This window comes from Paraburkholderia sp. DHOC27 (genome assembly GCF_003429005.1).
Taxonomy (GTDB): Bacteria; Pseudomonadota; Gammaproteobacteria; order Burkholderiales; family Burkholderiaceae; genus Paraburkholderia.
This window is the reverse complement of record NZ_QVQV01000013.1, coordinates 103,253-115,387: the sequence shown is the minus strand read 5'-3', so window position 1 is coordinate 115,387 and position 12,135 is coordinate 103,253. Positions and strand designations below refer to the sequence as shown.

Genomic DNA, 12,135 nt, shown 5'->3' with positions numbered 1-12,135 from the left:
CTCTCAGACGGGCAAGCTTAGTTCGCGCAGCCGCGCCTCGGTCTGAGCCGCCGACGTGTGATGCACGCCATGCCAGCCGAGCGCATTGGCGGCTTGCACATTCTTCAGGTTGTCGTCGATGAACACCAGTTCGTGCGCTTCGATTCCCGGCAGTTGCGCGGCAATCCGCTGATACATCTCGGCGAAAATCGCAGGGTCCGGCTTGGCGAGCTTGACGCGGCCGGACACCACGATGTCCCTGAAGCGTCGCAGCACCGGAAAGTTGTCCCACGCGTACGGAAAGGTCTCGGCCGACCAGTTGGTCAGACCGAACAGCGGCACATCGGCCGCCTCCAGCTTTTCCAGCGTCGCCACGCCGTCTTCCAGCACGCCGCCAATCATCTCGTGCCACCGTTCGTAGAAGGCGCGAATCAACGCTTCGTGGTCCGGGAACTTCGCAATCAGTTCAGCCGTGCCCTCGGCGATCGTCTGACCGCCGTCCTGGCGCACGACCCACTCCATCGAACAGACATGCGTGAGGAACCAGCGCCGCTCGCTTTCGTCCTGAATCAGATGCCGGAACAGATACTCAGGACTCCAGTCGATCAGCACGCCGCCGAAATCGAACACGACCGCCTTGATGGTCATGCGAACTCCGTGGCGAGAACCTCGGCGAGCGGACGGACCGTGACCGGATTGCCCTGCAGCGAGGAAGTGTTCCATACCCAGTTGTGATGCTCGACGATCTGCGCAGGCGTGAGGCCGGGCCCCGCTTGCGTGGTGTGCAGGTCAGAGATGACCGTGGTCTTGTAGCCGAGCAGGGCCGCGCTGCGAATGCTGGTGTTGATGCAGTACTCGGTGGCGAAACCGCACACCAGCAGACGGTCGACGCCAAGTGCGTCGAGTTGCGCCTGCAGCGACGTCTTGTGAAACGAATCGCCCACCGACTTGCGCAACAACCGGTCGTCGTCGGTCCGCACCAGCGAATCCGGCAGTTCCCAACCCTCGCTGCCATACTCGACTTCATCGCCCGGTTCTTCGTGCTGCACGATGAACACCGGCACGCCGCCAGAGCGCGCTGCCGCGGTCAACCGGTTGATGCCGTCGATGACCGCATCGCCGCGATAAGCCGCGTTGGGCCCCGAGAAAAACGCATGTTGCACGTCGACCACCACCACCGCCACGCCAGCCATGTCCCGAACTCCCAGGGTTGTTTAGACCGCTTGCGTCCGCGTCTCCAGCCAGGTCTTTGCTTCACCCGACACATGCGGCGCAATCCGTGTACGCACCATCTCGTGATACGCATTCAGCCATGCACGTTCGTCGCTGTTGAGCAACGAGAGTTCAAAGCAACGCGTGTCGATCGGACACAGCGTCAGCGTCTCGAACTTAAGGAAATCGCCGAACTCCGTCTTTTCAGCCGCGCGGTTCAGCACCAGATTTTCGATCCGCACGCCCCACTTGCCCGGCCGGTAAATGCCAGGTTCCACCGAAGTGATCATGCCCTCTTCCATCGCCGTCCACGGCTCTGCGGCGGCGTAGTGCGAGATGACCTGCGGTCCTTCGTGCACGTTCAGGAAGTAGCCGACGCCGTGGCCGGTGCCGTGACCGTAGTCGAGACCCGCTTCCCAGATCGGCGCGCGGGCGATGGCGTCGAGCATCGGCGAACGGATGCCGCGCGGAAACTGCGCGCGCGACAGCGCCATCATGCCCTTGAGCACCACCGTGCAATCGCGCCGCTGTGCATCGCTCAACTCGCCCACCGGCACGACGCGCGTGATGTCCGTCGTGCCGCTCAGGAATTGCGCGCCCGAGTCGATCAGCAGCAATCCGTTGCCTTCGATCCTCGAGTGCGAGGCCGGCGTGGCGCGGTAGTGCGGCATTGCGCCGTTCGCGTTGAAACCGGCAATGGTCGCGAAACTCAGCGAGACGAAATCCGGACGGCGCGCCCGTGCCTCGGTGAGGCGTTCGTCAATGGTGAGTTCAGTGATGGTCTCGCGGCCCAACGCGCCTTCGAACCACGCGAAGAACTCGGCGAGCGCCGCGCCGTCCAGTTCCATCGTGGCGCGCACATGTTCAGCGTCCGCTTCCGTCTTGCGCGATTTCAGGAAGGTGGACGGGTTCACCGCTTCGACGACCTTCACCGCGGCCGGGACCGATTGCAGCAGACCGAACGTGATGCGGCGCGGGTCGATCAACAGTGTCGAGCCGCCCGGCAAAGCCGCCAGCGCGGGCGCCGCTTTGGCATACGGCTCGACATGGATACCGTCAAGCGCCAGCGACTCGCTCAGCTCGCGCGACACCTTGCCCTCGGCGACGAACAGCGACACGCGTTCGAGCCCGATCAGCGCGTGCGCGACGAACACCGGGTTGTAGCTGACGTCAGCGCCGCGCAGATTGAACAGCCATGCGAGATCGTCGAGCGTGGAAACGAAATGCCACTGCGCGCCCTTCTCCTGCATGGCGCGGCGGATCTGGTCGAGCTTCTCGACACGCGCGACCGTGGCATGCGGCGCGGCGTGCTCGAACACCGTTTCGGTGGGCAATTCGGGGCGCTGGGGCCAGACCGCGTCGAACAGATCCACGTCCGTGCGCAGCTTCACGCCGCGCGCGTTGAGCGCCTGCGTCAAGGCACGCGCCGCGGCCACACCCAGCACCGCGCCGTCCACGCCCACCGTGCCACCCGTGACGACGTTCTGCGCCAGCCATTCGAAATGCGGCAGCGATTGCTGACCCGCCATCATCTTCATCAGTTGCACGCCCGTGCCGGCCAGTTGCGCGTCGGCCTGCTCCCAATAGCGGCTGTCCGTCCATAGTCCGGCAAACGTGTCGGTCACGATCAGCGTGCCGGCCGAGCCGGTGAAGCCGGACAGCCATTGCCGCCCTTGCCAGCGGCCCGGTAGATATTCGGATAGATGGGGATCGGCAGACGGCACCAGATAGGCGGCGAGGCCCTCGCGCTTCATCGCGCCACGCAGGTGAGCAATACGCTCAGGAATGGAAGAGGTCTCGGGAAGTCGGGCATTCATCAGATTCACCTGCAAATTGTTCAGCGACGGGACAGCAAGCCGACCGTCACGGCAACAGCAATTAGCGCAAAAGCCACACACACCGGCCATTCGAGCGTATCACCATCATGGAATAAACCGGTTACATTGCCGGCCATCCGGGCGACGGACGCGCCCAGTACACCGACAAGCAGCGCCACCCAGAAGCGCGCGCGGCTCGAACGCCGCAGCGGGTGGAGCCACCAGCCCGCCAGCCCGATCACCAGGCCCAGCAAAATCACGCCTGGCCAACCCATCAGGGCCGGTCCTGGCCAAATTTCAGACTGGTCTCATGGGCGCGAGAGACACGGGAAGCTAGCATTTTTATCTCGTTAACTATAAAGGTCAGCACGGCGCTTTCCGCGTAGCGGTTGAGTTTAGGGGCCGGGGTCACATTTAGGCAAGCCGTAAGCTTCGCCGCTCCCCTGCCCGCCCGGCTGAAAGCCCGTTCCCCATGCGAATTGCCCTCATCGAGCCGGACCTGCGTCACGCGGAACTCGTCGGCCGGCTCGTCTTTGCCGGCGGCCATGCCTGTCAGCATTTCACCGCGAGCGCGCCGTTCCTCGCCAGCGCCACTCACCAGTTCTTCGATCTCCTGCTGACCGACCGCTGGGCCGGCGATCACGCGGCCGAAGACATCATTCCGAAGGCGCGCAGCATCCTGCCCAGCCTACCGGTCATCATGCTGATGTCCGCGCCGCGCGAAAGCGAGGTGGTCGCCGCCCTGCACGCGGGCGCCGACGACTGCCTCGCGAAGCCCGTGCGTGGCCCGGAGATGCTGGCGCGCATCGACGCCCTGCTGCGCCGCGCCGGCCTGCGCCGGCCGCCCAACCGCCGGCTCGACACGTTCGGCAACTACGTTTTCGACGCTGCGCAGCTTACCGTGACTTTCAACGGCCAGACAGTGGCATTGACCCCAAAGGAATTCCGCTTTGCCTTGCTGCTGTTCACGAACGCGTCGCGGCCGGTTTCACGGGCACATATTCTCGAAACCGTCTGGACGCGTCCACGCGACGTCAGATCGCGCACGCTCGATACCCATGCCTCGCGGGTGCGCAGCAAACTGCAATTGCGTCCGGAACACGGCTATTGCCTGACCCCGTTATATGGGTTCGGCTACCAGCTGGACGCCATCCCCGCGGAAGCCCGCGTGCAGGGCTGATCCGCCCAATAGCCCACCCTGAATGAAGAAATCGCGAAAACGCTATAATATTGGGCTAAACCATAGCCCCGCACATGCAGCTTCTAACGATCGGAATCAATCACCACACCGCGCCCGTCGCCTTGCGCGAACGCGTGGCGTTTCCGCTCGAACAGATCAAACCTGCCCTCGCGACCTTCAAGGATTTGTGGCTCGGGGCCGCCGCCCGCAGCGCCCCTGAAGCGGCCATTCTCTCCACCTGCAACCGCACCGAGCTGTATTGCGCGACTGACGATCAGGCGGTGCGCGAAGCGGCTGTCCAATGGTTTTCGCAGTATCACAAGCTGTCCGTCGAGGAACTCGCGCCGCACGTCTACGCGCTGCCGCAGTCCGAGGCCGTGCGTCATGCGTTTCGTGTGGCGTCGGGGCTGGATTCGATGGTGCTCGGTGAAACGCAGATCGTCGGACAATTGAAGGACGCGGTGCGCACGGCCTCCGAGGCTGGTGCGCTCGGCACTTACCTGAATCAGCTTTTCCAGCGTACCTTCGCGGTAGCCAAGGAAGTACGCACGACCACGGAAATCGGGGCGCAATCTGTTTCGATGGCGGCGGCGGCGGTCCGGCTCGCCCAGCGCATCTTCGACAAAGTGGCGAACCAGCGCGTGCTGTTCATCGGCGCGGGCGAAATGATCGAACTCTGCGCTACCCACTTCGCCGCCCAGCAGCCGCGCGAACTGGTGGTCGCCAATCGCACCGCCGAGCGCGGCACGCGGCTCGCCGAACGCTTCAATGGCCGTGCCATCCCGCTGGCCGATTTGCCGGCGCGCATGCACGAATTCGACATCATCGTGTCCTGCACCGCGTCCACCTTGCCGATCATAGGACTTGGCGCGATGGAGCGGGCCGTCAAGGCGCGCCGCCACCGGCCGATTTTCATGGTCGATCTGGCCGTGCCGCGCGATATCGAACCCGAAGTCGGCCAGCTCGAAGACGTTTTTCTCTACACCGTGGATGATCTCGGCGCCATCGTGCGCGAAGGCAACGCATCGCGTCAGGCGGCGGTCGCGCAGGCCGAAGCCATCATCGAAACGCGGGTGCAGAATTTCATGCAGTGGCTCGACGCGCGCAGCATCGTGCCGGTGATCCGCCACATGCATACCCAGGCCGACGCGCTGCGCCGTGCCGAAGTCGAACGCGCGCAAAAGATGCTGGCGCGCGGCGAGGATCCCGCTGCGGTCATCGAAGCGCTCTCGCAGGCGCTCACCAACAAGCTGATTCATGGCCCGACGCACGCACTGAATCGCGCCAGCAGCGAGCACCGCGATAAGCTCATCGAACTGATGGGCGGCTTCTACAAACATTCCGGCCACTCGGAACGTTAGCGGCGCTGCCGCCGCGCAGCCCGGCCCGCGCAGTTTGACCGCGTAACGTGCCAGGCCCGCGCCCTCCAGCCAGGGCACGCGCCCGCCTTTACCCGATACGCCCATCCTTTCCGGAGTCCGCTCCGCACCGTCCCATGAAAACGAGCATGCAAAGCAAGCTCGACCAGCTCACCACCCGGCTGGCCGAACTGAACGATCTGTTGAGCCGCGAGGACATCACGGCGAATCTCGACCAGTACCGCAAGCTCACGCGCGAGCACGCGGAGCTGGGGCCGGTGGTCGAGCATTACGCGCTCTGGCGTCAGGCCAGCAACGACGCGGTGACGGCGCAAGAACTGCTGACGGACGCGTCGATGCGCGATTTCGCCGAAGAAGAAATCCGCGCCGCTCGCGAGCGCATGGAGCAACTCGGCAGCGAACTGCAGAAGATGCTGCTGCCGAAAGACCCCAACGACGATCGCAACATCTTCCTGGAAATTCGCGCGGGAACCGGCGGCGACGAGTCGGCGCTGTTTGCGGGCGATCTGCTGCGTATGTACTTGCGCTTCGCTGAACGCAACCGCTGGCAAGTCGAGATGATGTCGGCCAGCGAATCGGATCTGGGCGGCTACAAGGAAGTGATCGTGCGGATTGCGGGCGAAGCGGCCTATTCGAAGCTGAAGTTCGAATCCGGCGGGCATCGTGTGCAGCGCGTGCCGGCCACGGAAACCCAGGGGCGCATCCACACCTCCGCGTGCACAGTGGCGGTGATGCCGGAAGCGGACGAAATTGGCGAAGTGGAGATCAATCCCGGCGATCTGCGTATCGACACCTTCCGCGCCTCCGGCGCTGGCGGCCAGCACATCAACAAGACCGATTCGGCGGTGCGGGTGACGCACTTGCCTACAGGCATCGTCGTGGAATGTCAGGACGACCGCTCGCAGCACAAGAACAAGGACCGCGCGCTCAAGGTGCTGGCGGCGCGGATCAAGGACAAGCAGTACCACGAGCAGCACGCCAAGGAAGCCGCGACCCGCAAGAGTCTGATCGGCTCGGGCGACCGCTCGGAGCGTATTCGCACGTATAACTTCCCGCAGGGGCGCCTGACGGATCACCGTATCAATCTGACGTTGTATCGCCTCGAATCGATCATGGATGGCGACCTCGAAGAACTGATCGCCGCGCTGGTCAGCGAACATCAGGCCGAATTGCTGGCGTCGCTTGGCGATGCGGACTGATCACGAAACCGCACGCGTGCCATCAACCATGAACGACGCCGCCGGCCTGCTTCGCGCCTCACCGTTGCCTGCGCTTGAAGCGCGCATTTTGCTCGGGCATGTGCTCGGCTGGCGCCGCACGGAGTTGATCACGCGCAGCGACGAACCGCTCGCGCGTGATCAGGTGGCGCGCTACCACGCACTGGAAGCGCGGCGTATTGCTGGCGAACCGGTTGCGCAACTGGTGGGTGCGCGCGAATTCTTCGGGCTTGAATTCGAAGTCACACCCGACGTGCTGATTCCGCGCCCCGAGACGGAGTTGCTGGTCGAGACGGCATTGGCCGCGCTCGACGGCCTCTCGCGGCCATCCGTGCTGGACCTCGGCACCGGCACTGGCGCCATCGCGGTGGCGCTTGCCTCGGCGCGACCCGATGCGCGGGTCTGGGCCGTCGACCGCTCGGCCGAAGCGCTCGACGTCGCGGGACGCAACGCTGCGCGCCTGCTGGATCCGCAGCGCCCCGGTGGCCCGGTTCAGTTCACACGTAGCGACTGGTACGCAGCGCTTGATTCCGCGTTGCGTTTCGATGTGATCGTCAGCAATCCGCCGTATATCGCCAGCGGCGATCCGCATCTGGTGGAAGGCGATCTGCGTTTCGAACCGCGCGGCGCGCTGACCGACGAAGCCGACGGCCTGAGCGCGATCCGCGCAATCATCGCCGGCGCGCCGGCACGCTTCGAGGCCGCACGCGGCGGCGTGCTGTGGCTCGAACACGGCTACGATCAGGCCGCCGCCGTGCGCGCCTTGTTGTCGGAACGCGGATTCGCAGCGGTACGTTCGGCAGAAGATCTCGCCGGCATCGAACGCATCAGCGGCGGCACATGGCTGCCCGAGGGCGCCTGACGTTGCACCAGTGATTACACCTTCGATTGCAATCGCGCTGATCGGGCCCACCTGAACTCATGCGGACGGCCGCTGGCGCCTTTGCCCCTCGTCAGCCCATTGCAACGAAATCCGCTATCATTTGCATCTATCTCCACCACATTCCGGAACCGCAAGGTCAGTCATGGATACGCAACAACGCATCAAGCAAATCGTCGACGACAACGCCGTCGTGCTCTTCATGAAGGGCACCGCGCAGTTTCCGATGTGCGGCTTCTCGGGCCGCGCCATCCAGATTCTGAAGGCATGCGGCGTCGACGCGCCGAAGACCGTCAATGTGCTCGAGGACGAAGAAGTCCGCCAGGGCATCAAGCAATTCTCCAACTGGCCGACCATTCCGCAGCTCTACGTGAAGGGCGAATTCATTGGCGGCTCGGACATCATGATGGAGATGTACCAGAACGGCGAACTGCAGCAGCTGTTTGCCGCTGCCTGATCTGGTCAAGCCGGGCAATCAGGTGCCGCAAGCCACCGCAACATACGCTGCGGCACCGCGCCGGCTGATCATCGCGATCACCGGGGCGACCGGCGCCATCTACGGCGTCCGGCTGCTCGAAACGCTGCGCAAACTGGGCGGCGTCGAAAGCCACCTGCTGGTATCCAGCGCAGGCTGGCTCAACATCCAGCACGAACTCCAGCTCAGCAAGGACGACCTGCACGCGCTCGCCGATGTGGTCCACTCGGTGCGTGACGTGGGCGCCACCATTGCGTCCGGCTCGTTCGCCACTGACGGCATGATCGTCGCGCCCTGCTCGATGAAAACACTGGCGAGCGTCGCGCACGGCCTGTCCGACAACCTGATCACGCGTGCCGCCGACGTCACGCTGAAAGAGCGCCGCCGGCTTGTGTTGATGGTGCGCGAAACACCGCTCAACCTCGCGCATCTGCGCAATATGACCGCCGTCACCGAAATGGGCGGCGTGATCTTTCCGCCGCTGCCGGCCTTCTACAATCAGCCCGCTTCGATTGACGAAATGGTCGATCACACCGTCCTGCGCGTACTCGATCTGTTCGCGCTCGGCCCGGCGCTCGCGCCCGCCTGGGCGGGGCTGCGCGGCGCGCCGACGGACTGAGTCAGCCGCGCACGGGCCGTCCATTCACAACGCGTGTGACGCAATCAAATCCCGTTTGAGCCGTTTATCAACGGATTGTCCGGCCTTATATTGGCAGCAACCCAACTTCCGAGTCGCCCTCGCGCGAACTTGCTGCCATGTCCCGCTTGCCGTCGCTTTTCCTGTCTCACGGCGCTCCCACGCTCCCCATTGACCCGTCCATGCCGCGCGCCGAGTTCGGTGCGCTGTCGAGCCAGGTTCCGCATCCCGAAGCCATCCTGATGCTGTCGGCGCATTGGGGCAGCGCCCAGCCGCTCGCGAGCACGGCGGAGAAACCCGAGACCATCCACGACTTCTACGGTTTCCCGCGTCAACTGTACGAGATTCAGTACCCGGCTGCGGGCGCGCCGGACATCGCGCGTCGGGCCGTCTCGCTGCTCACCGAACACGGGCTGACCGCCGGCACCGAGCCACATGGCCTCGATCACGGTGCATGGGTGCCCATGCTGCTGATGTTTCCGCAGGCCAATGTGCCGGTCGCGCAGTTGTCGATCCAGCCACATAAGGATGCCGCGCATCATTTCCGCGTGGGTCGCGCGCTTCGGGCGCTGAAGGATGATGGTGTGATGGTGATCGGCTCTGGGCAGATCACCCACAATCTGCGCGCGGCGGATTTCTCGGCGCGGCCAGAAGACGCCGATCCACGCGTGATCGAGTTCACCGACTGGTTCGAGGAGAAGCTGGCCGCGCACGACATCGACGCGCTGCTCGACTATCGCCGCCAGGCGCCGCATGCTGTGTTGATGCATCCGACCGACGAGCATCTGCTGCCGGTTTTTGCCGCGCTCGGCGCGGCGGACGACGATTACACGTTGGCCATTCAGTCGCTCGGGACTTATCAGAAGTCGCTGGCGATGACGAATTACGTGTTTGGTACGGCTTGAGGGGTATGAGGCTGTGCGGGCGCCGCATTTGCGCACTGATTGGCTGAGTGTGCAACAGAGGCACAAATAAAAAAGCCTGCCTGATCATCTCAGGCAGGCTTTTTTGCTTCACGAGGACGCGCGGCCAGCAGAAAACCAGCGCCCCCAAAGCGCAAACTCAATGCGCTCCCATACCCTCGAGCACTTCATCGTGCTCATCGCGCTCGTCGAGATAATCGCTGCGATAACCGGTATGCACGCCCCAGTAATAGAAAATCAGCGCGGCGATAATCACCACCACCATGTCCACGCCATACGGCAGGATATCGTGGCCACCAAACTGCTTGCTGCCGATCAGCGACAGAATGGCCATCACCGGCAAATACGCCACCAGCCACCAGGCGGCCTTCAGATCACGCCCCCAACCACTGAAACCCGACTTCGCCTGGAAGTAGAAGTACACCGGCAGTGCAACGATCATCAGCAGAATGATTTCGCCCGTCAGCGGCCACTTTGCCCAGTACAGCACCAGTGACGCGCACACGAATGCGAACGGCGCGATCACCTTCATGCCCGGAATGTGCAGCGGACGGTCGAGGTCCGTTGCCGCGCGGCGCAGCGCCATCAGGCTGATCGGGCCCGTCAGGTACGAGATCACGGTGGCCACCGAAATCACGGCTGCCAGCGAACTCCAGCCCCGGAAGAAAAACAGGAAGATGAACGAAACCAGCAGGTTGAACCACATGGCCTGGCGCGGCACACCGTAGATGGGGTGCACGTTGCCGAAAATCTTCGGCATCGTGTTGTTGCGCTCCATCGCGTAGATCATGCGGCTCGTGGTCGCCATGTAGGTCGTACCCGTGCCGCTCGGGCTCACGAAGGCATCCACGTACAGCAGGAAGGCCAGCCAGTTCAGGTTGAGCGCCAGGGCGAGTTCGGCGAAGGGCGACGCAAAGCTGAAGTGGCTCCAGCCCTTCACCACGTCGGCCGGATTCACCGCGCCGATGTACGCGATCTGCAGCAACACGTAGATCACCAGCGCCAGCAGGATCGAACCGATCACCGCGAACGGCACGCTCTTCGCCGGATTACGCGCTTCCCCCGCGAGGTTGATCGGGCTCTGGAAGCCGTTGAAGGCAAACACGATGCCGCTCGTCGCCACGGCCGTCAACACGGCGGACCAGCCATACGGCGCAAACGTGCTCGCTTCACCAAAGTTCTCGTGGTGAAAGCCCGTGAACATCAAACCGGCAATCGTGGCCGCGGGAATCACAAACTTGAAGATGGTGATTGCCGAATTGGCGCGCGCAAACAACTTCACGCCCCAGTAGTTCAGCATGAAATAGATAATCACCAGAATCGCGGATAGTAATAACCCATTAGTGGTTAATGACCCGTCGACGAACAACGCATGCGCCCAGGGATATGGCCAGGTGCTCATGTATTGAATGGACGCCTCGGCCTCAATGGGAATCACTGAAACAATGGCGATCCAGTTGGCCCATGCGCTGATGAAACCCACCAGCGCACCATGCGAGTAGCGCGCATAACGCACCATGCCGCCGGATTCGGGGAACATGGCGCCGAGTTCGGCGTAGGTGAGCGCAATGGCGAGAATCACCACCGCGCCGATGACCCACGCGCAGACGGCCGCCGGACCCGCAATTTTTGCCGCCTTCCATGCACCAAACAGCCAGCCGGAACCGATGATGGAACCGAGGCCGGTCAGCATCAGCGCGAAGGGGCCGATGTTCCGTTGAATAGAACTTTTCACGTCTTCTCCTGAGTCAGAATCATGTCGGCACCGCGTGATGGCTTGTGACGCTGGAGACGGGTGACGGGCATGAGTGCGGCGGCGAGACCGAAAGGTGCAACCGCCATACGCGGCGCGTAGTTTAACGGTTGCACCACGAGATTGCAGTGAAGCAAGGGTTATCCCCTAGCGAGATTCTGATCTGTTTGCAAGCTTTGTAAGAATACAACGGACATGGTTGGAAATTCCTGTAAAGAATTGCGCCGACTGTTGACCTTCTCTCGAAATCGCCGTATAACGTTCGGGCAGGATTTCAAGCGGCGAGTGAATTGGTCTTTCGTAGTTCGCCCATCAACGGTACTCCGGTTGGTCCCATTACCCCCTTCCTTGATTTTCATGCACCCATTGGGCTTCGGCCTTATTTACCATCTTTAGGAACAAGTAATATGGAAACCGGTACCGTCAAGTGGTTCAATGACGCAAAGGGCTTTGGCTTCATCACGCCGGACGGCGGCGGCGAAGATCTGTTCGCGCATTTCTCGGAAATCCGCACGGAAGGCTTCAAGACGCTGCAAGAAAACCAAAAGGTCACGTTTGAAGTCAAGACGGGCCCGAAGGGCAAGCAAGCTGCTAACATCAAGCCGGTGTAAGCAAGCACGCTTCCTTCTGGATGCGAAAAAACCCCGCCAAGGCGGGGTTTTTTTATGTCCGGCTCAAAGGCA

At 62.9% G+C, this 12,135-nt stretch carries 13 protein-coding genes; 8 read left to right on the top strand and 5 right to left on the bottom strand.

Features of this window, described 5'->3' with window-relative positions; translation table 11 throughout:
• Positions 1 to 3: 3 nt before the first annotated feature.
• From D0B32_RS30840 to D0B32_RS30825, 4 genes are read right to left on the bottom strand one after another with little or no spacing between them, the layout of a single operon-like run.
• Positions 4 to 627 (bottom strand): HAD family hydrolase, encoded by a 624-nt coding sequence (locus D0B32_RS30840; protein ID WP_117338099.1) that lies wholly within the window; start codon positions 625 to 627, stop codon positions 4 to 6.
• Positions 624 to 1,172 (bottom strand): isochorismatase family protein, encoded by a 549-nt coding sequence (locus D0B32_RS30835; RefSeq protein WP_117338098.1) that lies wholly within the window; start codon positions 1,170 to 1,172, stop codon positions 624 to 626. The genes D0B32_RS30840 and D0B32_RS30835 overlap by 4 nt, the downstream gene beginning before the upstream one ends.
• Before the next feature lie 21 nt (positions 1,173 to 1,193).
• A complete protein-coding gene (locus D0B32_RS30830; protein WP_117338146.1) occupies positions 1,194 to 3,008 on the bottom strand; it encodes an aminopeptidase P family protein in 1,815 nt (604 codons plus the stop codon).
• Between the two features lie 20 nt (positions 3,009 to 3,028).
• Positions 3,029 to 3,283, bottom strand: coding sequence for a hypothetical protein (locus D0B32_RS30825; protein ID WP_117338097.1), 255 nt, complete (start codon positions 3,281 to 3,283; stop codon positions 3,029 to 3,031).
• A 197-nt stretch (positions 3,284 to 3,480) separates the two neighbouring features.
• Here D0B32_RS30825 and D0B32_RS30820 point away from each other — a divergent pair, with 197 nt between their 5' ends.
• The 7 genes from D0B32_RS30820 (at position 3,481) to D0B32_RS30790 (ending at position 9,681) form a co-directional block, all read left to right on the top strand.
• A complete protein-coding gene (locus D0B32_RS30820) occupies positions 3,481 to 4,188 on the top strand; it encodes a response regulator transcription factor (protein WP_117338096.1) in 708 nt (235 codons plus the stop codon).
• 74 nt (positions 4,189 to 4,262) lie between these two features.
• Positions 4,263 to 5,549, top strand: coding sequence for a glutamyl-tRNA reductase (hemA, locus tag D0B32_RS30815; RefSeq protein WP_117338095.1), 1,287 nt, complete (start codon positions 4,263 to 4,265; stop codon positions 5,547 to 5,549).
• 134 nt (positions 5,550 to 5,683) lie between these two features.
• The gene (gene prfA / locus D0B32_RS30810) at positions 5,684 to 6,766 is read left to right on the top strand and encodes a peptide chain release factor 1 (protein ID WP_117338094.1); all 1,083 of its coding nucleotides are present in this window, start codon (positions 5,684 to 5,686) and stop codon (positions 6,764 to 6,766) included.
• 28 nt (positions 6,767 to 6,794) lie between these two features.
• On the top strand, positions 6,795 to 7,646 hold the full coding sequence (prmC, locus tag D0B32_RS30805) for a peptide chain release factor N(5)-glutamine methyltransferase (protein ID WP_259295222.1): 852 nt from the start codon (positions 6,795 to 6,797) through the stop codon (positions 7,644 to 7,646).
• A gap of 163 nt (positions 7,647 to 7,809) precedes the next feature.
• Complete coding sequence (gene grxD, locus D0B32_RS30800; protein WP_117338092.1) at positions 7,810 to 8,121, top strand: Grx4 family monothiol glutaredoxin; 312 nt, start codon at positions 7,810 to 7,812, stop codon at positions 8,119 to 8,121.
• Positions 8,114 to 8,758 (top strand): UbiX family flavin prenyltransferase, encoded by a 645-nt coding sequence (locus D0B32_RS30795; protein ID WP_310591218.1) that lies wholly within the window; start codon positions 8,114 to 8,116, stop codon positions 8,756 to 8,758. Before grxD ends, D0B32_RS30795 begins: the two co-directional genes overlap by 8 nt.
• Before the next feature lie 137 nt (positions 8,759 to 8,895).
• On the top strand, positions 8,896 to 9,681 hold the full coding sequence (locus tag D0B32_RS30790) for a class III extradiol ring-cleavage dioxygenase (RefSeq protein WP_117338091.1): 786 nt from the start codon (positions 8,896 to 8,898) through the stop codon (positions 9,679 to 9,681).
• 157 nt (positions 9,682 to 9,838) lie between these two features.
• On the opposite strand, the gene D0B32_RS30785 is transcribed toward D0B32_RS30790, so the two are convergent.
• Positions 9,839 to 11,434 carry an APC family permease gene (locus tag D0B32_RS30785; protein WP_117338090.1) on the bottom strand — a complete coding sequence of 532 codons (1,596 nt, stop codon included), beginning with the start codon at positions 11,432 to 11,434 and terminating at the stop codon, positions 9,839 to 9,841.
• Positions 11,435 to 11,859: 425 nt separating this feature from the next.
• On the opposite strand from D0B32_RS30785, the gene D0B32_RS30780 reads away from it, so the two are divergent.
• Positions 11,860 to 12,063 (top strand): cold-shock protein, encoded by a 204-nt coding sequence (locus tag D0B32_RS30780; protein WP_007180251.1) that lies wholly within the window; start codon positions 11,860 to 11,862, stop codon positions 12,061 to 12,063.
• Positions 12,064 to 12,135: the final 72 nt, after the last annotated feature.